The sequence below is a fragment of the Amycolatopsis sp. NPDC057786 genome (assembly GCF_042797905.1).
GTDB lineage: Bacteria > Actinomycetota > Actinomycetes > Mycobacteriales > Pseudonocardiaceae > Amycolatopsis.
The window spans coordinates 116,337-134,806 of sequence record NZ_JBHVKW010000008.1 but is presented as its reverse complement, the minus strand read 5'-3'; the positions used below and the strand labels follow the sequence as shown (position 1 = coordinate 134,806).

General features: G+C 69.6%; 20 protein-coding genes. 11 read left to right on the top strand and 9 right to left on the bottom strand.

All coding sequences use genetic code 11. The annotated features are described in order from the left end of the window. Positions 1 to 12 precede the first annotated feature (12 nt). From ACFVM3_RS08430 to ACFVM3_RS08415, 4 genes are all read right to left on the bottom strand, one after another. A complete protein-coding gene (locus ACFVM3_RS08430) occupies positions 13 to 1,032 on the bottom strand; it encodes an aminotransferase class V-fold PLP-dependent enzyme (RefSeq protein WP_378436835.1) in 1,020 nt (339 codons plus the stop codon). Between the two features lie 10 nt (positions 1,033 to 1,042). Continuing rightward, a complete protein-coding gene (locus ACFVM3_RS08425; RefSeq protein ID WP_378436833.1) occupies positions 1,043 to 1,804 on the bottom strand; it encodes an isocitrate lyase/phosphoenolpyruvate mutase family protein in 762 nt (253 codons plus the stop codon). A 194-nt stretch (positions 1,805 to 1,998) separates the two neighbouring features. Beyond that, positions 1,999 to 3,504: a PH domain-containing protein gene (locus ACFVM3_RS08420; protein ID WP_378436831.1), complete on the bottom strand. Its 1,506-nt coding sequence runs from the start codon at positions 3,502 to 3,504 to the stop codon at positions 1,999 to 2,001. Continuing rightward, the gene (locus ACFVM3_RS08415) at positions 3,501 to 4,043 is read right to left on the bottom strand and encodes a PH domain-containing protein (protein ID WP_378436829.1); all 543 of its coding nucleotides are present in this window, start codon (positions 4,041 to 4,043) and stop codon (positions 3,501 to 3,503) included. The genes ACFVM3_RS08420 and ACFVM3_RS08415 overlap by 4 nt, the downstream gene beginning before the upstream one ends. A 58-nt stretch (positions 4,044 to 4,101) precedes the next feature. On the opposite strand from ACFVM3_RS08415, the gene ACFVM3_RS08410 reads away from it, so the two are divergent. Beyond that, entirely contained in the window at positions 4,102 to 4,716 is a 615-nt protein-coding gene (locus ACFVM3_RS08410; protein WP_378436827.1) for a TetR/AcrR family transcriptional regulator, read from the top strand. On the opposite strand, the gene ACFVM3_RS08405 is transcribed toward ACFVM3_RS08410, so the two are convergent. The 4 genes from ACFVM3_RS08405 to ACFVM3_RS08390 are packed head-to-tail and all read right to left on the bottom strand — an operon-like array spanning position 4,701 to position 7,990. Further along, positions 4,701 to 5,063 (bottom strand): helix-turn-helix domain-containing protein, encoded by a 363-nt coding sequence (locus ACFVM3_RS08405; RefSeq protein WP_126729291.1) that lies wholly within the window; start codon positions 5,061 to 5,063, stop codon positions 4,701 to 4,703. The genes ACFVM3_RS08410 and ACFVM3_RS08405 overlap by 16 nt on opposite strands. Positions 5,064 to 5,098: 35 nt before the next feature. Continuing rightward, complete coding sequence (locus ACFVM3_RS08400) at positions 5,099 to 5,680, bottom strand: TetR/AcrR family transcriptional regulator (RefSeq protein WP_378436853.1); 582 nt, start codon at positions 5,678 to 5,680, stop codon at positions 5,099 to 5,101. A gap of 51 nt (positions 5,681 to 5,731) precedes the next feature. Beyond that, the gene (locus tag ACFVM3_RS08395) at positions 5,732 to 6,169 is read right to left on the bottom strand and encodes an SRPBCC family protein (protein ID WP_378436825.1); all 438 of its coding nucleotides are present in this window, start codon (positions 6,167 to 6,169) and stop codon (positions 5,732 to 5,734) included. A gap of 30 nt (positions 6,170 to 6,199) precedes the next feature. Then, positions 6,200 to 7,990, bottom strand: a complete 1,791-nt coding sequence (locus tag ACFVM3_RS08390) for a CocE/NonD family hydrolase (protein WP_378436823.1) — start codon at positions 7,988 to 7,990, stop codon at positions 6,200 to 6,202. A gap of 73 nt (positions 7,991 to 8,063) precedes the next feature. On the opposite strand from ACFVM3_RS08390, the gene ACFVM3_RS08385 reads away from it, so the two are divergent. The 10 genes from ACFVM3_RS08385 (at position 8,064) to ACFVM3_RS08340 (ending at position 16,852) form a co-directional block, all read left to right on the top strand. Then, positions 8,064 to 8,432 (top strand): hypothetical protein, encoded by a 369-nt coding sequence (locus ACFVM3_RS08385; protein ID WP_378436821.1) that lies wholly within the window; start codon positions 8,064 to 8,066, stop codon positions 8,430 to 8,432. Further along, positions 8,429 to 8,593 (top strand): hypothetical protein, encoded by a 165-nt coding sequence (locus tag ACFVM3_RS08380; protein ID WP_378436820.1) that lies wholly within the window; start codon positions 8,429 to 8,431, stop codon positions 8,591 to 8,593. The genes ACFVM3_RS08385 and ACFVM3_RS08380 overlap by 4 nt, the downstream gene beginning before the upstream one ends. 12 nt (positions 8,594 to 8,605) lie before the next feature. Next, the gene (locus tag ACFVM3_RS08375) at positions 8,606 to 9,295 is read left to right on the top strand and encodes a response regulator (protein ID WP_378436818.1); all 690 of its coding nucleotides are present in this window, start codon (positions 8,606 to 8,608) and stop codon (positions 9,293 to 9,295) included. Continuing rightward, the gene (locus ACFVM3_RS08370) at positions 9,292 to 10,650 is read left to right on the top strand and encodes a histidine kinase dimerization/phospho-acceptor domain-containing protein (RefSeq protein ID WP_378436816.1); all 1,359 of its coding nucleotides are present in this window, start codon (positions 9,292 to 9,294) and stop codon (positions 10,648 to 10,650) included. The genes ACFVM3_RS08375 and ACFVM3_RS08370 overlap by 4 nt, the downstream gene beginning before the upstream one ends. Before the next feature lie 158 nt (positions 10,651 to 10,808). Then, the gene (locus tag ACFVM3_RS08365; protein ID WP_378436814.1) at positions 10,809 to 11,717 is read left to right on the top strand and encodes a LysR family transcriptional regulator; all 909 of its coding nucleotides are present in this window, start codon (positions 10,809 to 10,811) and stop codon (positions 11,715 to 11,717) included. A 360-nt stretch (positions 11,718 to 12,077) separates the two neighbouring features. Next, entirely contained in the window at positions 12,078 to 13,235 is a 1,158-nt protein-coding gene (locus ACFVM3_RS08360; RefSeq protein ID WP_378436812.1) for a CaiB/BaiF CoA transferase family protein, read from the top strand. Positions 13,236 to 13,245: 10 nt separating this feature from the next. Further along, positions 13,246 to 14,010 carry a crotonase/enoyl-CoA hydratase family protein gene (locus tag ACFVM3_RS08355; RefSeq protein WP_378436811.1) on the top strand — a complete coding sequence of 255 codons (765 nt, stop codon included), beginning with the start codon at positions 13,246 to 13,248 and terminating at the stop codon, positions 14,008 to 14,010. 1 nt (position 14,011) lies between these two features. After that, positions 14,012 to 14,758, top strand: coding sequence for an acetoacetate decarboxylase (locus tag ACFVM3_RS08350; protein ID WP_378436809.1), 747 nt, complete (start codon positions 14,012 to 14,014; stop codon positions 14,756 to 14,758). Next, positions 14,755 to 15,681, top strand: a complete 927-nt coding sequence (locus ACFVM3_RS08345) for a 3-hydroxyacyl-CoA dehydrogenase NAD-binding domain-containing protein (RefSeq protein WP_378436807.1) — start codon at positions 14,755 to 14,757, stop codon at positions 15,679 to 15,681. Before ACFVM3_RS08350 ends, ACFVM3_RS08345 begins: the two co-directional genes overlap by 4 nt. A 1-nt stretch (position 15,682) precedes the next feature. Then, on the top strand, positions 15,683 to 16,852 hold the full coding sequence (locus ACFVM3_RS08340; protein ID WP_378436805.1) for an acyl-CoA dehydrogenase family protein: 1,170 nt from the start codon (positions 15,683 to 15,685) through the stop codon (positions 16,850 to 16,852). 50 nt (positions 16,853 to 16,902) lie between these two features. Here ACFVM3_RS08340 and ACFVM3_RS08335 read toward each other — a convergent pair whose 3' ends face one another. Next, a complete protein-coding gene (locus ACFVM3_RS08335; protein WP_378436804.1) occupies positions 16,903 to 18,273 on the bottom strand; it encodes a neutral zinc metallopeptidase in 1,371 nt (456 codons plus the stop codon). Between the last annotated feature and the right edge of the window lie 197 nt (positions 18,274 to 18,470).

Below are 18,470 nucleotides of genomic sequence, written 5' to 3'. Positions count from 1 at the left end.
CGCTCCGGCGGTTCACCTGAACGTGCTTATCACCCGTTCGACGTCGTCGGCCGTGTTGTAGAGATGGAAGCCGAATCGCTGCCTTCCGGCCCGGGTACCGGCCACGATGCCCGCTTCCCTCACCCGGCGGGCGTCGGCGTCGAGCGAGACGATCGCGCTCCCCTGACCGGGTGAGCCGAGCGCTTCGAGGAGTGAGTCGGCGAGCCCCACACAGTGCGCGCGGACGGCGGCGAGGTCCAGGGACGCGAGGTAGTCCAGTGACACCGCGGCGCCGACGAACGCGAGCCAGGCCGGGGACAAATCGAGCGAGCGGGTGCCCTCGGCCAGCCGCAACGGGAGGCCGTAGACGGTCTGCCAGCGGTCCTCTCCCGCGTACCAGTTCGCGGCGACCGGCACCGCCCGCTCCAGCACCCGCGGATGCGCGGCCAGCCACGCCGCCCCGCGCGGCGCGAGCAGCCATTTGTATCCGGCGGCGACCACCCAGTCGGCCCAGCCGAGGTCCAGTGGCTGCCAGCCGGCGGCCTGGGTGGCGTCGAGCAGGACCGCGGCGCCCGCCGCCTCGGCCGCGGCCCGGAGCGCGGTGAGGTCGGCCTGGGCACCGTCGGCCGACTGGACGACGCTGACCGCGACGAGGTCGTGTCCCTCGACGCGTGCGGCCAACTCGGCCAGCGGGACTTCGGTGACCTTCACCCCGCGGTGCGCCTGGGCCGCGAACGGGAAGGTGACGCTCGTGAAGTCGTTCGCGGCGGCGAGCACGCTGGCGCCGTCGGGCAGGCCGGCGGCCACGTTCGCGATCAGCTGCGAGACGGACGCCCCGATCGCGACCCGCTCCGCCGGGACCCCGATCAGCGCGCCGAATCCTTCCCTGGTCCGCGCGACGGGCTCGTCGAAGTCCGCCGGACGGGCTTCGCCGCGGCGCCACCGCTCGACCGCCTCCGCGACGGCGTCGGCCACGTGCGAGGGTGGGATGCCGATACTGGGCGTGTTCAGATAGCCGGGCGGGACGGCGAATTCGGCTCCGAAGGTCTGCATGCTCCCGAGATTAATGAGATTCCGGGAGCAGGGCCGCGACGTCGGCGTACGAAGGCGGGGTCGACGGGAGTTCACCGCCGTCGCGAACGGCCTCCACCGTGCGCAGCGTGGCGGCCAGCGCCATCCGGTACGGCAGCGACCCGAGGCTGACCCGGGCGACACCGAGTTCGGCCGCTCGCGCGACGGTGACCTTGCCGGGCAGGAACAGCAGGTTCACCGGCACGCCGACGGCCTTCACCAGCCGTTCGACGTCCGCGGGTTCGGCGAGCCCCGGCACGAACACCCCGTCGGCACCCGCGTCCACATAGGACAGAGAACGCTCGATCGCGGTGCCGATATCGGGCTCCCCCAGCCAATGCGTGTCCGTCCGCGCGTTGACGAAGAGCCCGGGAGCGCGTTCCTTCGCCGCCGCGATCTTGGCCGCGTGCCGCACGGGATCACCCAGCGCGTCTTCGAGGTTGATGCCCGCGACACCGGCCTCGGCGAGCTCCTCCGCCAGCGCGCCGACCTCGCCAGGGTCGTCGCTGAACCCGTCGGCGAGGTCGACGCTGATCAGCGCGTCCAGCCCGGTGAGCCGCCGCGCCAACCGGACGGTGGCGTCCTTCGAGGACGGCGCGCCGTCCGGCTCGCCCTCGGCGGCCGAGACCCCGAGGCTGGTCGTGCCGAGCGCCGGGAAGCCTTGCGCGGCAAGGAAGGCGGCGGTGCCGAACTCCCAGACGTTCGGCAGGAGCAGCGGGGAACCGGGGACGTGCAGTGCGGCGAATGCGGTCATGTCACGACGGTAGTCAGTGGACGCTTCGGCGACGACCGAAGCGTCGCCGCCGGTGGCCGTGAGTGGCACCTCCGCGGGGCGCGTTTCGCTCGAAGCCCGCACCCCGATGCGCATGTCGCGAAAGCCACTTTCAGGACACCAGATGTCCCGAAAGTGGCTTTCGTGACACCGACAACACCTGACCCCGTGGAGCGTCAGGCCCGTTCCAGGAAGGGCGTCAGCAGCTCCGGCACGGACTCCTCCGCGAAAAGCAGGCCCTGCTCCTCCCCCGCGTCGTACACCGAATACGCCCCGCCGCCGGCCGCCGTGGTCGCGACGACGGTCAGCAATCCCTTGCGCCGCTGGAAGATCGACTGCTTGACCGTCCAGCCGATCACGCCTTCGCGTTCCAGCGCGAACGTGCTCCGCCGCACGGTCCCGTGCCGTCCGACGAGGTACCGCCCGGTGATCCCGTGCCCGAGGTTGCGATAGGCGTCCAGCGCCAGCAGCACCGACACCGGGAGCAGCACGACACCGAGCGTGGCGCCGATCACCAGCAGGACGTCGGTCAGCAGGAAGCCGAGGAGGGCGAAGATCGCCAGCAGGACCACGACCGAACCGACCCACCAGCGCAGCAGCCGTCCCCGCGCGGCGCGGGGGTGTCCGGTGAGCCGGACGGCTTCGGTCGGTGAGACCGGTTCGCGCAACACGGCCGCGGCGACCCGGTTGGCGGTCGCGACCGGCGCGGCCGGCAAAAGCGTGTGGTAGTCGGTCTTGTCCTTGTCGTCGCTTCGCCGCATGCCGGTGGCGATCGCGTCTACGCGCGCCGCTCCGGAGATCCGGTTCCCGAGCGGCTCGACAAGGTCGATGCCGCGCATCCGGCGTTCCTCGATCGAGATCGAGCGCGTGGTGAACAGGCCGCGGCGCACCCGCAGGGTCCCGCCGGGTTCGCGGTCGAGCCGGAAGTTCCACCACATCTCGATCCACAGGCCCAGCGCGCCGAGCAGGCCGACGACCATCGCGATCGCCAGCAGGATCAGGATCGCCACCACCAGCGGGATACCGCGGAACAGGCCGATCACCCAGTCGATCAGGCCTTTCTGCAGCCCCGCCCATTCGGAGATCTGCATCAGGCCGCCGCCCGCGGCCAGCCCGAGGGTCGGCGTGAGGAACGACATCGGCGCGTAGCGGATCCAGCTCCGGTCCAGTTCGGCGAGCGGCGCGTCCTCGTCGGTCTCGGCGGTTTCCGCGCGGCGCAGCAGGTCCGCGCGCAGCCGTTCGGCTTCGGCGCGTGAGACGGGGTTGAGCTTGATCCGGCCTTGCCCGCCCGACTCGTTCGAGCCGGTGCCGATGGTCACCACCGCAACGCCGAACAGCCGGTGCAGCGGGTTGGCCGTCAGGTCGACGTTGCGGATCCGTTCCCGCTGCAGGGATTTCCGCGAGCGGAACACCAGCGTGAACGCCGTCTCCAGCCGATCCGGCGTGACCCGGTAGCGCACGCCCTTCCAATAGAAGAGGTCCGCCAGCACACCGCCACCGATGAGCACCACCCCACCGGCGACGACCCAGACGAGCGCGACCCAGAACCTCGCGCCGCCGCCCACGATCGCCGCCGTGGTCGGGATCGCGGCGCCGACGGCCGCGCCCGTCATGGTCACCGCGGTGACGGCGAGCGTCCGTTTGTCGAGCGTGCTCCAGCCTTCGAACTCGCCCGAGGTCATGTCGCGTCCCCTGGCGTCGCCTGCGTCGTCTCGGTGAGCTGCTCCGCCAGGCTCGCGGCCAGTTCGTGGTCGAGCCCGCGGATCTTGACCGCGCCCCGCGCCGACGCCGTGGTGACCGTGACGGTCGCGAGCTTGAACAGCTGCTGCAGCGGACCGCGCAGGGTGTCCACGGTCTGGATCCGCGACATCGGCGCGACACGCCACTCCTGCCAGAAGAACCCGGAGCGGGCGTACACCGCCGTCTCCGTGACCTCCCAGCGATGCACCTTGAACCACCACAGCGGCATCGCGATCACCCAGATCAGCCCGGCCGCCGCGAACACCGCCGCCGGCGCCAGCAGCCAGAACCGCGCGGGCGCGATGAGCAGCCCGAGCACCACCAGTACCAGCACCGGCGCGCCCCAGAAAAGCGTTCCCTGCAGCCTCCACCAGCCCACGACCCGCTGGTCCAGCACGTTCCGCGGCGGCCTCAGCCGCACCTTCCCCCGTTCGGCTTCCACCGAAATCACCCCCGACGAGCGTTTACAATGCGATCGCATCGTAATAGCGTCGGACAGTAGTGGCAATGCGATCGCATGGCAAACAGCGGAATGGACGGTGAAGGTGCCGAAGCAGGTGGATCACGCGGCGCGACGCGCGGAGATCGCCGAGGCGCTGACGAGGCTGACGGCCACACGGGGCCTCGAAGGGGTCAGCCTCCGGCACGTCGCCGCCGAGGCGGGCATGTCGATGGGCCTGGTGCAGCATTACTTCAAGACCAAGGACGAGATGCTGCTGTTCGCCGTCGAACGCCGCTCGCAGGTCTACGAAGAGCGCATCAAGGCCCAGCTGGAGGCCGGCGAACTGCCGTCGACGCCGAAGGCCGTCATCCGGGCGGTCATGACCGAGGTCCTGCCGCTCGACGAGCGACGGCGCGGCGACTGGCTGATGGGTGTCGCGTTCTTCATCCGCGCGATCTCAGACCCGATGTTCGCGGCGGCCTTCACCGACGGCGTCCCCCAGCTGTTCGAACTGTTCGCCCTCCTGATCCGCCAGGGTCAGGAGGCGGGTGAGGTCGACAAGTCGGCCGACCCGATGCACGAATCCGCGATCCTCTGGGCACTCGCCGATTCGCAGGGCACCAACATCGTGATGAAGCACCGCACGCCGGACGAAGCGCTGTCCACTGTGGACTACTACCTCGATCGACTGTTCGGTCAGGCCGTGAGCTGACCGTCGTAGTTCTTGCGCGCGTCGAGCACTTCGCCCATGTGCACGCGGGCCCACTTGTCGAGCATCTCGAGCGGTTCGGCGAGGTTGCGGCCGAGCGCGGTCAGCTCGTACTCGACATGCGGAGGGATCTCCGGGTACGCGGTGCGCGTCAGGATGCCGTCCCGGACGAGGCTGCGCAGCGTCTGAGTGAGGACCTTCTGCGAGATGCCGCGCACGCGTTTCCCGATCTCGGTGAACCGGAGCGGGCCGTCGCCGAGCACGCCGACGATCAGCACGGTCCACTGATCGCCGATGCGGTCGAGCAGCGCGCGGGTGGGGCAGTCGGGGTCGTACGGGTCTCCGAGCACGTGACCTCCTCACTCTCCCCGGGAGAGTAACACGCCTAGTGAGAGGGCGTGGGCTGCATCAGCGCCTCGAACAGCAGGATCAGATGACGGCGGCCGCGCTCCCAGCGCGCCTCCAGTTCGGCCTGGTCGCGGGTCGCCCAGCTGGCGATGAGGATGCCGCGGACGACGTCCATGGCGGTGTACACCGCGTGCAGGAACTCCGGATGCGCCGAATGGTCCGGCAGCAGCGCCTTGCCGAATTCGACCAGGCTGCTCGTCGCGATCGGCTCGACCACGGCCATCTGGGCGCGCAGTTCCGCGTCGGTCCGCGACGCCACCCACAGCTCGACGGTCGCCGAGAAGACCGGCCCCTGGTGCATCTCCCACAGCAGCTGCAACGCGTCCCCGACCGGATCGGCCGACGCCTTGAGCCGGTCGATCTCCGCCATCGCGACCTCGGTGCGCTTGGCCGCGAGATGCCGGATCGCGGAGGTGACGAGATCGGTCTTGGTCGGGAAATGGTGCACCTGCGCGCCGCGGGTCACCCCGGCGCGATCCGCGACGCGGGTGGTCGTGGTGCCCGCGTAGCCGTATTCGACGAGACAGTCGATCGTGGCGTCGAGCAGCCTGACGCGCATCGCGGCGCTGCGTTCCTCCTGTGTGCGTCGTGGGGCTGCCATGCGCCTACTTTATGGGGCGCCGCGCGAGGCGCGCGCCACGAGGCTCTCGACCACGTGCCCGATGAAGCGGCCGAGGAACCGGCGATAGAACCAGCCGGTGCCCGGGACCTTGGCGGTGAACGTGGAATGCCAGTGGATCGCGGTGCCGTTCCGCTCGGGGGTGAGGTCCACGTAGGCGCGGTAGTCGCGCAGCGGGAGCCCCTTCTTCAGGGCGTAGCCGAAGCGCTTGCCGGGTTCGAGTGCGATGACCTCTTCACAGCTGCGGACGCCGTTGGTGCTGAAGACGCCGACGGCACCGAGGCCGTTCTCGTCGCCCTTCTCGAGCAGGCGGAACGCTCCCAGCGGTGACCAGTCGGGCCAACGCTCGCGGTCCACGAGCAGGGCGTAGACAGCTTCGGGACTCGCACTCGTGTGGCCGTGGACCGAAATGCGCTGGATCTTCGCCATACGTGCTCCTTCTTTCTCGCGTTCAGAGGACTAAACGCGGCCGATGACGGGGACCGAGAGCGAAGTCCCGCCCAGCTCGAACGTCACCCGGGAGCCGAGGGCGGGCAGCGCGGGGTCGAACATGTCCCCGTCGGTGCCGCCCAGGACGAGCGCCAGCCGGTGCCCCGCCGGGACGACGTGGTCGAGGCTGCTCAGCCGGAAGGTCATCGTGTACGCCTTGCCGGGCACGAGTGGTTCGCCCCGCCACAGCGAGCGATGGTGGCCGAGGTCCGCCCAGCCGGTCGCCACGATCCGTTTGTCCACAGTGGTCAGATCGGCGACGGTGTCGAGGAAGCAGCCGGTGTCCGCGGCGGTGCCCGCACCCCAGCAGGAGCGGGTCGTCAGGTCCTTCGTGCCCAGCGCGGGGAATTTCGTGTTCCGCACGGTCGCGGGGCCGTAGTCGACCAGCACCGCGCCGATCCGCGCGGCGGCTTTGTCCGAGCGCGCGGTCACCGTGACGGTGGCGGTCCCGGCGACACGGGTGTCCGTCCGCACCGGTTCACCCGCGAAGACAAGCCGATCCGGGCTGGATTGCGACGGGTTCTCCACCCACTGCGACGCCCCGCGCGCCGGATCGTCGGTCACCGCGGCGGAACCTGACGACGGGCGATTCCCCAGTCCGTTCTCCGTGGGCCACAACACGCGCTGCTGGGTGGCGGGCGGCCAGCGGCGTTCGTCCGTCCAGTGATCCGGGGTGTGCTCGATCCGGATCGCGGGTTCGGTCTCGACGCCGTTGCGGACGCCGAGCAGCCATCGGTCGAACCAGCGGTGCAGGGTCCTCACGAACCGCGACCGGTCGAGGTCGAACGGGTCGACGTGCGCCGCCTGGTGCAGCCACGCCTTGCGCGGCACGCCGTGGGAGTTCAACGCCTCCCACCACGGCCCGAACTGGATCGGGTTGACGTTGAGGTCGTGGAAGCCCATCGACGCGAAAACGCTCGCACGCACCTCGCCGGTCTTCGCGACGTAGTCGAGCCCGCGCCAGTAGTCGTTGAAGTTCCCGTCCGTCCCCGCGCGCCGCGCGTTGTCCTCTTCGAACGGGCGGCACAGCTTCTCGGCGCGCTCGTTGTAGAAGCCCTGGCCGCCCGCCCACCCGAAGTAGGCGCCGTGCGAGTTGTGGACCTCGTAGTACGAGCTGACCCCGGCGATCGGCACGATGGTCTTCAGGCCTTCGATCCCGGACGCGGCCATCCCGATGGCCGTCGCCCCGTCCTGTGACTTCCCGATCGCCCCGACCGACCCGTTCGCCCAGTCCGCCCGCACTCGCTCGGGCCCGAACGGCGTGCGGAAAGCCTGGGCGCGCCCGTTGAGCCAATGCACGACGCCGTTGCCGGACGCGACATCGTCGAAGCACCCGGACGAGCGATTGGTGCCCCCGACGTCGACCAGCACGACCGCGTACCCGCGCGGGACGAAGTAGTTGTCGTAGAAGAGCGGGAACTGCGACGGCGTGCCGTCGGGGAGGTACGTCTTCGGCTGGCGCTCGTTGCCGCGCCCCACCTTCTCGAAGTAAGGGCTCACGTCCATGATCACCGGAACGCGCTGCCCGCGCGCGGCCGGTTCCGCCGGGCGGATGATGTCGGCGGCGACCCGGTCGGTCCGCCCGTCGCGGTCGAGGTCCTGGCCGGTCTCCACCCAGGCGGTCTCCCGGATGGCCTTCTCGTAGGAGAACACCGGCTCGCTGACGCCGTCACGCAGGACGAACGCGGATGACGCGACGGCGGGTGCGGCGGTGAGCAACAGCGACGCCACGACGGTGGCGGTCAAGGTCTTGAGCCCCATCGTCCGAGTATCGCTTACCGAACCCGAACATTTCCCCCACATTTCTCGTATCCGGCCGCGCCACGCTCTTCGCATGCTGAAACACACCATCGCCGTCTGCCTCACCGCGGCGGGCCTCGTCGCCCTCGCCCCCGCGGCCTCGGCACAGACACCCATCACCCTGAGCCCCGAAGAGTCCCGGCAGCTGTGCGCCGAATGGCTGCCGCAGCTCACCCAGCGCACCACCAAACTCACCGAACGCATCAACGGTGGCCCCGAGATCCGCGGTTCGGTGGCGAACCTCAAGGCCAGGGCCGAGGGCCAGCGCAAGAAGGGGCACAACGACGCCGCGGACAGGCTGCAGAAGCGCGCCGACAAGCGCAACGGCAGGCTTCCCGAGCTCACCGCGGCGAAGCAGAAGCTCGACGCGTTCGCGGGCGCGCACTGCAAGGCGGGCAAGTGAAACGTCTCCTGGCCGCCGGTTTGACCGCGTTCGCGCTCTTCGGCGCGGCCGCGTGCACCGACGAGGAGCCCGCTTCGAGCCCGGCGCCGGGACAGCTCAGCGACGTCCAGCACACCCTCGACTCGATCGAGCGGGACATGGCAGGCGACCCTGCCCCGTGACAGGATCGGCCGGTGACGACACAACCGGGACGCGGGCTGGTACTGGTCGTCGAAGACGATCCCGCGATCGCCGAGCTCGCTTCGCTGTACCTGCGGCGGGACGGGTTCGGCGTGCGCGTGGAGGCGGACGGCGGCGCGGCTTTGGCCACGATCCGGCGGCTGCGCCCGGTCGCGATCGTGCTCGACATCGGACTGTCCGGAATGGACGGTATCGAGATCTGCCGGTCGCTGCGCGCGGACGGCGACTGGACGCCGGTGCTGTTCGTGACCGCGCGCGACGACGAGCTGGACCGCTTGCTGGGCCTGGAGATCGGCGCCGACGACTACCTGACGAAACCGTTCAGCCCGCGTGAACTCTCGGCAAGGGTCCGGACTGTCCTCCGCCGCGCCGCCGGAGCGCCTTCACCGGCCGAGACCTACACGGCGGGCGGCGTGCGCGTCGACGTCACCCAGCGTCGTGCCTGGGCCGCCGACACCGAGATCGCGCTGACGTCGACCGAGTTCGATCTGCTCACCCATCTGGTGCGGCGGCCCGGCCAGGTGTTCAGCCGCGAGCAGTTGCTCAGTTCCGTCTGGGGTTACGCGGCATCGGCGGGCACGCGGACGGTCGACGTCCACATCGCCCAGCTGCGCGGAAAACTGGGCGAACACAGTCCGATCAGGACGGTCCGCGGGATCGGTTACGCGGCGGACACCGGATGAACCGGACCTCGCTCGCGCTGCGGATCACCGTGGTGTGCCTCGCGGTCGCCGCCGTCGCGGTGGTGGTCGCCGGACTGGTGGCGGCCCGGCTCATCCGCACCACGGGCAGCGACGTGCTCCGGCAGTCGCTTTCGGCGCAGGCCGACGTGATCGCGAGCCAGCTCGACGACACCGGGATCGGCAACCGGCTCCGCGTCGGAAAGGCGGCGGAAGTCGTTCGGGGGCAAGGGATCGACGTCGTCGTCCGCCGTCCGAACGGGACGATCGACGGCGACGGGACGGACGCGGCCATCGCCGCCACCGAAACGGGCTTCACCCGCTCGGGCACCGTGGTCGTCGAAGGACGGCGGTACCTGGTCGAAGTCCGCACGGTGGGCGCGAGGGGTGCCGCGTTCGCGCTGGTCCAGTCGACGGAAATCGGCGAAGCGCGCGGCAGGACGCTGGTGCGCAACACCGTACTCGCGCTCGGCGCAGGGCTGGCCGTCGCCGCGATCGCGGGGCTGCTGTTGAGCCGGATGCTGTCACGGCCGCTGCGCCGGGCCGCGTCGGTGGCGAACGGGATGCGGGCCGGGCGCCGTGATCTGCGCGTTCCGGTCGAAGGGCCGTCCGAGGTCGCGGACGTGGCGAAATCGGTCAACGAACTGGCCGACGCCCTGCAGTACAGCGAGGCGCGGCAGCGCGAGTTCCTGCTTTCGGTGTCGCACGAACTGCGGACGCCGCTGACCGCCGTCACCGGATTCGCCGAGGCGATCGGTGACGGCGTGGCCGAAGGCGAGGACGCGCGGCGCGCCGGGCAGACCATCCATCGCGAGGCGGAGCGGCTCGAACGCCTGGTCAGCGACCTGCTGGAACTGGCACGGCTCGGCGCGGACGAGTTCCGCCTCGACCCGGCGCGCCTCGATCTCGCGGCGCTGATCGACGAATGCGCGGACGTCTGGCGGCTGCGCTGCGCGCGGCAGGACGTCACACTGCTGGTCGAGCGGCCGCCCGGCGAGGTTCCGGTCGTCGCGGACCCGCGGCGGCTCCGCCAGGTCGTCGACGGGCTGGCCGAGAACGCCCTGCGCGTGACCCCGGCGGGCGCGCCGATCGTGTTCTCCCTGGTGGTGGCCGACGGGCAGGCCCGGCTGGCGGTGCGGGACGGCGGGCCCGGGCTGGCGCCGGAGGACTACCCGGTCGCGTTCGAGCGCGGGGTGCTGAACCGGCGGTATCGCGACAGCCGTCCGGTCGGTTCGGGCATCGGGCTCGCGCTGGCGCACGGGTTGGTCACCCGCATGGGCGGGACGCTGACGGCGGGCCCGGCGCCCGAAGGCGGGGCCGCGTTCACCGTGGGTCTGCGGTTAGGCCGTGCCCGGTGAGTCCGCTCGATGGGCTTCGAGGTCCAGGGGGTTCCTGGCGGTGCGGGCGGATCGCCCTCGTACCGGGTTGTACTCGGGCGCATCCGCCCGTGGCGCCAGGGGCCGCCTGGGCCCGAAGACCGCGAGCGGACTCACCGGGCACGGCCTAGGGTGAGCGCGTGGAGATGTTGCACCTGCGGTATTTCGTGGCCGTCGCCGAGGAACTGAACTTCTCCCAGGCGGCCCGCAGACTGCATATGGCCGCCTCCCCGCTGAGCCAGCGCATCAAGGATCTCGAACACGAACTGGGTCACCGGCTGTTCGACCGCAGCACGCATCACGTCACGCTCACCGCGGCGGGCGCCGCGCTGCTGCCGATCGCGCGGGACGTCCTCGACCAGGTCAACGCGATCCCCTGGCGGTTGCAGGAAGCGGTGAAACCCCGGCGCGGCACCGTGTTCATCGGAATCCCCGCCGGCGTGCACCCGGCGCTGCGGGAACGGGTCAAACGCCTCGAAGAACGCTGCCGCGACCGTTTCGAACTCAAGCGCTGGCCGGGTACGACACCCGATCTGGTCGCCGCCGTGCACGAGGGCAAACTGGCGTTGTCGCTGGTCAGGATGCCGGTCACGGATCCGGCGCTGGAGATCGTCCCGGTGCAGGTGGAGCGGCTCGGCGCCGTCGTCCCGGCAGGCCGGTTCGCCGGGCGGGAGACCGTCACCATCGCCGAATTGAGCGATCTGTCCTATATCCCGTCGGCATCGGAAAGCATTCCGGCCTATTCGGACGATATGGACCACACCCTGTCGAAGGCGGGTATCAAGAAAAGGCTCAAAGTCGGCGGAACCGAATATTCGGGCATTTCCGAACTGGTCGCGAACGGTTCGTCGTTCTCGATCACGATGCTCGATCCGGCCAGTCCGATGCATCTGTTCCTGGTCGACGGCGCCACCATCCTCCCGTTCTCGGATTTCCGGCCCCGGCTGGAGACGGCACTGGTCTGGCGGCGCGACCGGGCCGAGGAGGGCGACCTCGCCGGCCTGGTGGCCGGGGTGCGCGAGGTCTTCGCCGAACCGCTTTCGACCTGACCAGCCGGGGGAGACAGTGTTGCGAAAGCCACTTTCGCAACACTGAAGGTTGCGAAAGTGGCTTTCGCAACGCCTTCCGGCGACGCCCGGGACGGGTAGACACACTGCACGGGTTCTCCGATGTCGCGAACGCCACTTTCAGGACATCTGGTGTCCCGAAAGTGGCTTTCGCGACACCAGACCCGCACGCGGACGACCAGGACAGAACGGCACGGTATCCCACTCTCTCGACCAAATCGAACCACACAATAAATGGTATGACCACCGTGGTCGTACCATTCTTCGCTTCTTGATCATTCCCTTTCCCGCTATTCGCGCCTAACTTCGGTCGTAGAGCGAACAACGGCGAAGGGAAGCGAAATGACTCAGACCGCCACCGGCCCACTGGACGGCGTTCGCGTGATCGACCTCTCGACGGTGGTCATGGGCCCGTACGCCGCGCAGATCCTCGGCGACCTCGGCGCCGACGTGATCAAGATCGAGTCCCCCGCCGACACCGTCCGGGTCGGCAAGTTCCGCACGACGCCGGGGATGACGCCGCTCAACCTGAACGTGAACCGCAACAAGCGCAGCGTCGCCCTCAACCTCAAGGACGAAAACGAACGCGAGCAGGCGCTCAAGCTGATCGACACCGCCGACGTGCTGATCACCAACATGCGCCCCGGCGCGCTCAGCAGGCTCGGCATGGACTACGCCGACCTCGCCGCGCGAAACCCCGGCCTGGTCTACGCCCACGCGCAAGGGTTCCGCGGCGACTCCGACCGCGCCGGGCACGCCGCCTACGACGAGACCGTGCAGGCGTCGTCCGGGCTGGTCGACGTCGCGAACCGCGCGCTGGGCAAGCCGGTCTACCTGCCGACGATCATCGGCGACAAGGTCTCCTCCCTGACCATCGCGTACACCGTGCTCGCCGCGCTGGTGCACCGCGACCGGACCGGCGAGGGCCAGCGGGTCGAGATCCCGATGACCGACACGCTGATCGCGTTCAACCTCGTCGAACACCTCGCCGGGCACGTCTTCGAGCCCGCGGAGGGCCCGACCGGCTTCGGCCCGTCGCTGAACCCCGGCCACCAGGCGGTGCACACCAAGGACGGCATGGCCTGCGTGATCCCGTACAACCCGCGGAACTTCCGCGACTTCTTCCACGCCGCCGGGCGGCCGGAACTGGCCGAGGACCCGCGGGTCAACGGCGACGCGATCGACGGCGCCGACCACGAGGCGCTGGCCGCGATGATCGCCGAATGCGCCCCGGCGCTGACCACCGAGGAGTGGACCGAGGTCTGCGCGAAGCACAGCATCCCGATGGCCCCCGTCCTCGAACTCGACAAGGCGCAGGACGACCACTACGTCCGCGACGGCCACCTGCTCGACGTCGTCGAGCACCCGAGCGAGGGCGCCATCCGCACCATCGGCATCCCGGTGAAGTTCTCCGCGACCCCCGGTTCCGTCCGGCGGCTGGCTCCCCTGCCGGGCCAGGACACCGAAGAAGTCCTGCGCGAACTCGCCACCACTCGCTGAGGAAGAAACCATGAGCACAGAAGTACGGACGGAACGGGTCGGCGGCACGCTGCTGATCACGATCGACCGGCCGTCGGCCCGCAACGCGGTGAACGCCGCCGTCGCGGCGGGCCTGGCCGAAGCACTCGACCTGCTGGAGTCCGATCCCGCACTGCGGGCCGGGGTCCTGACCGGCGCCGACGGTTCGTTCAGCGCCGGGATGGATCTCAAGGCGGCGCTGAAAGGCGAGTCTCCCGAGATCCCCGGGCGCGGGTTCGGCGGCCTGACCGAGGCCGAGCTGTCGAAGCCGCTGATCGCGGCCGTCGAAGGCTGGGCGATGGGCGGTGGCTTCGAGCTGGCGCTGGGCTGCGACCTGATCGTCGCCGCCGAAGACGCGAAGTTCGGGCTGCCCGAGGTGAAACGCGGGCTGATCGCCGCCGGAGGTGGCGTGATCCGGCTGCCGAAGCGGATCCCGCATCACCTGGCGATGGAGTTCCTGCTCACCGGCGAGCCGATCAGCGCCGAGCGCGCCGGAAACCTCGGTCTCGTGAACCGGGTCGTCCCGAGCGGTGAGGCCGCCGCGGTCGCCCTTCAACTGGCAGAACAGATCGCCGCCAACGCTCCCCTGGCGCTGGCCCTGGTCAAGAAGATCGTCCGCGCGGCGGACGGCGTCCCCGACGCGCAAGCGTTTGCCACCCAGCGTTCGGAGCTGCCGACGCTGATGAAGTCGGCCGACGTCCGTGAGGGCATGCGGGCCTTCGCCGAACGCCGCGCTCCACAGTGGACAGGTGAGTGAGATGAAGCAGCAAGAAGTCCTCCGGCATGTGACCACGCCGCTCACGAATCCGGCGTACGCGCCGGTGGTGCCCCGGTTCACGAACCGCGAGTACCTGAACATCGTCTACCGCACCGACGCCGACGCCCTGCGCGCCGTCGTGCCGGAACCGCTGGAGATCGACGAACCGCTGGTGCGGTTCGAGGTGATGAAGATGGGCGACGTCAGCGGTTACGGGCCCTACACCGAGTCCGGGCAGGCGATCCCGGTGAGCTTCGAGGGCGAGCGCGGCGAGTACCTGCACGCGATGTACCTCGACAACTTCCCGGCCACCGCGTCCGGCCGGGAGATCAGCGCCTACCCGAAGACCATCGGCTCGCCGAGGTTGTTCGCCGAGAACGGCGCGCTCGTCGGGACGCTCGACTACGGCAGCCAACGCGTCGCGACCGCGACCATGGGCTACAAGCACCACCGGCTGGACGTCCGCGACGCCGAAACGCAGATCACCGTGCCGACGTTCATGCTCAAGACCATCCCGGACTACGACGGGTCGCCCCGGGTCTTCGAGTTGGTCCGCACCGAGATCACCGACGTGGTGGTCAAGGAAGCGTGGTCCGGACCGGCGCGGTTGCAACTGTTCCAGCACGTGCTGGCCCCGCTCGCCGATCTCCCGGTACTGGAGGTCGTTTCGGCGAGCCACCTCCTCACCGACCTGACACTCGCCCCGGTCAAGCCGGTCTTCGACTACTTGAAGGGAGCACGGTCATGACTTTTCGGACCGCCGCGGTGATCGGCGCGGGCACCATCGGCCTTTCGTGGACGGCGTTGTTCGCCTCGCACGGGATGGAGGTGTGGGTCTCGGATCCGCGGCCGGACCTCGCCGACGCCGTCGCCGGCGCGCTGGAGACGTTCGCCCCGCATCTCGGCCGGACCGCCGCGGACCTCGCCCCTCGCGTCCACCTCGCGGCCGACGTCCCGGAAGCGGTCCGAAACGCGGATGTCGTGCAGGAGAACGGACCCGAGAACGTCGAGTTCAAGAAGGAGCTGTTCGCGACGCTGGTCCGCGAGGCGCCGCCGCACGCGCTGCTGCTCAGTTCGTCTTCGGCGATCCCCTCCACGGCATTCGCGGCGGAGCTGGACGACGCGTCGCGGGTCCTGATCGGGCATCCGTTCAACCCGCCGCACCTGATCCCGCTGGTCGAGGTCGTGCCCGGTGAACGCACCAGCCCCGAGTCGGTCGACCGGGCCGTCGAGTTCTACCGGTTCGTCGGCCGAACCCCGGTGGTGGAACGCAAGGAGATCCCCGGCTTCGTCGGCAACCGGCTGCAGAACGCGCTGAGCCGCGAGGCGATCTACCTGGTGGAGCAGGGTGTCGTGTCACCGTCCGAAGTGGACGCGGTGATGACGAACTCGCTCGGTATCCGCTGGTCCACGGTCGGGCCGTTCCTCGGCTCGCATCTGGGCGGCGGACCCGGCGGCTACCGGCACATGGCCGAGCACATCGGCAAGTCGATAAAGCAGATGTGGGCGGGCCTCGGCACGCCCTCGCAGAACCCCGAAGAACAGGAACGGCTCATCGAAGCCGTGGAATCCGCTTACGGCTCCTCCACGTACTCGGAACTCGCCGAGGCGCGCGACCGCAAGCAGCTCGCGGTGCTGTCCGCTTTGGACAGTGCCAGGGAGGAGAACTGACATGACCGCCGACTTCTACGCCTACGAGGACCTGCTGCCCGAGGAGGAGCGCAAGCTGCTGCTCAAGACGCGTGACTTCATGCGCACCGAGGTCAAGCCGCTGGTGAACGAGTACTGGGCCAAGGGCGAGTTCCCGCACGAACTCGTCGGCAAGTTCCGCGAACTCGGCGTCGCCGGGCTTCCTTACGAGGGCTACGGGGAACACCTTCCGGCCACCAGCCACCTGCTCAGCGGCATGATGGCGATGGAGATGACCCGCACGGACCCGTCCGTGGCGACTTTCTTCGGTGTCCACAATGGGCTCGCGATGTACAGCATCTACTCGGGCGGAGACCAGGAACAGCGCGACCGCTGGCTCCCGTCGATGGCGGCGATGGACAAGATCGGCGCCTTCGCGATGACCGAGCCGCTCGGCGGATCCGACGTCGCGGGCGGCATGCGCACCACGGCGCGCCGCGAGGGCGACACCTGGATCCTCAACGGTGCCAAGAAGTGGATCGGCAACGCGACCTTCGCGGACCTCGTCATCGTGTGGGCCCGCGACGAGGAAGACAACCACGTCAAGGGTTTCGTCGTCGAGAAGGACTCGCCGGGATTCGTGCCGGTCAAGATCGAGAACAAGTTCGCGTTCCGGATCGTGGAGAACGCCGAGATCACGCTGACCGACGTGCGGGTGCCGGAGGCCAACCGGCTGCAGGGCATCGATTCGTTCCGCGACGTCGCCGAGATCCTGCGCGCGACCCGCGGCGGCGTGGCCTGGCAGGCGCTGGGCGTGATGATCGGCGCCTACGAACTGGCGCTGGACTACGCCAAGGAACGCGAGCAGTTCGGCCGTCCGATCGCGCGGTTCCAGCTGGTGCAGGACCTGCTGGTGAAGAGCCTCGGGAACATCACCGCGTCGTGGGGCATGCTGGTGCAGCTGGCCAGGCTGCAGGACGCCGGGATCTTCAAGGACGAACACTCCTCGCTGGCGAAGGCCTTCGTGACTTCGCGGATGCGGGAGGTCGTCGCCTGGGGCCGCGAGATCTTCGGCGGCAACGGGATCGTGCTGGACAACGACATCATGCGGTTCTTCACCGATGCCGAGGCGATCTACTCGTTCGAAGGTACCCGCGAGATGAACACGCTGATCGTCGGGAAGGCGATCACCGGTCAAAGCGCCTTCGTGTAAGCCTCGCTGTGCGAATGAAGGCCCCTTCGCTCGGGGGCCTTCATTCGTGTCTAGCGGTATTTGTCACCGCAAGTCTCTTGGCTGCCGGAGGAGAAGCCGTCACGGAAGGCGGCGACCCTGGCGAAGCCTGCCGGGAGTGTCCGGCCGCGGACGTCCGCCGCGATGAGGCTGTTCCGTGTCAGCATCTCGGCGATGGCCTCGTCGAGGTCCCCCGGTGACAACGTGAGCGCCCCGCCGTCCGCGATGGTCGACGCCCAGAAGCCGGTGAGGCAGGCCGTGCGCTGCGCGGCCACCGGCCCGTCGAGCCGGAACCCGCCCTCCTGCTGGACCGCGAGCGTGTAGCGCGAGGCGACCTCCGCGAAAGCGGCGAAGTCACCGATGCCGCCCTGCCTCCCCCGGCGCGGCGGGGTCCCGATGCGGACGAGGCCATCGAGGTCGAGGTTGATCTGGTTGGACTCCGAGCAGTACGACGCGAGCGCGTCCTCCGCCGTCACACCGCAGGCCGCTCCGGTAGTGAGCGTCGGCGGGGTGGCCGCGAGGCGGAAAGCCTGCCGCAGGCTGGTGGTGAGGTCGGCGAGTGCCCGGCGGTCGTCGAGCCGGACGTTCTCCGCCGCCGAACCGGATCCGACCTGGGTGGTCCGGCCCTCGATTTCACGCTCGTCGATCTTCGCGCACCGGGCGGGCCCGTCGGTGAAGCCGAACTGGAACGCGGACACCCGATCGAACGCGTTGCCGTGCGCGCCGTCGTCGTCGAAGGCCACGCCGGCGGAATCCCGGATCCGGAACAGCGCCGTGAGAACCTCGTTGAGCCCGCGGCCGGTGGATACCTGGAACATCGGCGACCGGCCCTCGGCGACCCAGCGGAAGTACGCGCCGGTGTAGCAGTCGGCCTGTTGCTCCTTGACGATCGACGGGCTCGTGGCGGGCAGACCCAGCCGGAACTGGACGGCGTGGCCGATCTCGTGGGCGAGTACGGCCATGACCGCCGCCGGGCCGAGGGAATCGTTGAGCGTCGGCAGCAATTCCCCGCGATCCCACGCGACGATGTCTTGCCCCGAGCAATAGAAAGCGTTCACCAGACCGACCGTCGAGGCACCGCAGATCTCGCGGCCGCGGCCCGCCGAGTCGTAGGAGACGAGAGTGGCGAGCGGCCGGAATTCGCGTTCGAAGGTCGCGGGCAGATGCTCGCGCCAGTACCGCTGGACGTCGGCGACGGCGTTGGCCGCGAGCCTGTCGATCTCCCCGCCGTCACCCCCGTCGACCGGGAGCCCGGCGTCGAGCACGCCGGGTTTGAGACCACTGGGCCCGTCGGTGATCGCGAGCCCGGCGACCCGGGTGGGATCGACCGGTTGCGCCACTCCGTCCACGGTCGCGGCGCAACCGACGAGCCAGAGGCACAGCAGAATCGTCCAGCGCTTCATCACACCATCCCGGGCTCCGTGGCTCCCCGACGCCAGGGACACGGACGGCGGCGCGACGCGGTTCAAAAGAATCTTGGGGTGCCCGTCTCGCGACCTGCCTTCGCAGTTAGTCGACTACTTGCTCTAGCCGGAACGCGCACCAATCGCCCCTCGCGATGATTACTTTAGGGTAATGGTCATATCGCGTCCGATTCACC

What these genes read in the sequence shown, in the direction of transcription:
- ACFVM3_RS08430 (WP_378436835.1), bottom strand. Translation starts at nt 1,032, where the DNA reads ATGCAGACCTTCGGAGCCGAATTCGCCGTCCCGCCCGGCTATCTGAAC.
- ACFVM3_RS08425 (WP_378436833.1), bottom strand. Translation starts at nt 1,804, where the DNA reads ATGACCGCATTCGCCGCACTGCACGTCCCCGGTTCCCCGCTGCTCCTG.
- ACFVM3_RS08420 (WP_378436831.1), bottom strand. Translation starts at nt 3,504, where the DNA reads ATGACCTCGGGCGAGTTCGAAGGCTGGAGCACGCTCGACAAACGGACG.
- ACFVM3_RS08415 (WP_378436829.1), bottom strand. Translation starts at nt 4,043, where the DNA reads ATGCGATCGCATTGTAAACGCTCGTCGGGGGTGATTTCGGTGGAAGCC.
- ACFVM3_RS08400 (WP_378436853.1), bottom strand. Translation starts at nt 5,680, where the DNA reads ATGCGCGTCAGGCTGCTCGACGCCACGATCGACTGTCTCGTCGAATAC.
- ACFVM3_RS08395 (WP_378436825.1), bottom strand. Translation starts at nt 6,169, where the DNA reads ATGGCGAAGATCCAGCGCATTTCGGTCCACGGCCACACGAGTGCGAGT.
- ACFVM3_RS08390 (WP_378436823.1), bottom strand. Translation starts at nt 7,990, where the DNA reads ATGGGGCTCAAGACCTTGACCGCCACCGTCGTGGCGTCGCTGTTGCTC.
- ACFVM3_RS08385 (WP_378436821.1), top strand. Translation starts at nt 8,064, where the DNA reads ATGCTGAAACACACCATCGCCGTCTGCCTCACCGCGGCGGGCCTCGTC.
- ACFVM3_RS08370 (WP_378436816.1), top strand. Translation starts at nt 9,292, where the DNA reads ATGAACCGGACCTCGCTCGCGCTGCGGATCACCGTGGTGTGCCTCGCG.
- ACFVM3_RS08360 (WP_378436812.1), top strand. Translation starts at nt 12,078, where the DNA reads ATGACTCAGACCGCCACCGGCCCACTGGACGGCGTTCGCGTGATCGAC.
- ACFVM3_RS08355 (WP_378436811.1), top strand. Translation starts at nt 13,246, where the DNA reads ATGAGCACAGAAGTACGGACGGAACGGGTCGGCGGCACGCTGCTGATC.
- ACFVM3_RS08350 (WP_378436809.1), top strand. Translation starts at nt 14,012, where the DNA reads ATGAAGCAGCAAGAAGTCCTCCGGCATGTGACCACGCCGCTCACGAAT.
- ACFVM3_RS08345 (WP_378436807.1), top strand. Translation starts at nt 14,755, where the DNA reads ATGACTTTTCGGACCGCCGCGGTGATCGGCGCGGGCACCATCGGCCTT.
- ACFVM3_RS08340 (WP_378436805.1), top strand. Translation starts at nt 15,683, where the DNA reads ATGACCGCCGACTTCTACGCCTACGAGGACCTGCTGCCCGAGGAGGAG.
- ACFVM3_RS08335 (WP_378436804.1), bottom strand. Translation starts at nt 18,273, where the DNA reads ATGAAGCGCTGGACGATTCTGCTGTGCCTCTGGCTCGTCGGTTGCGCC.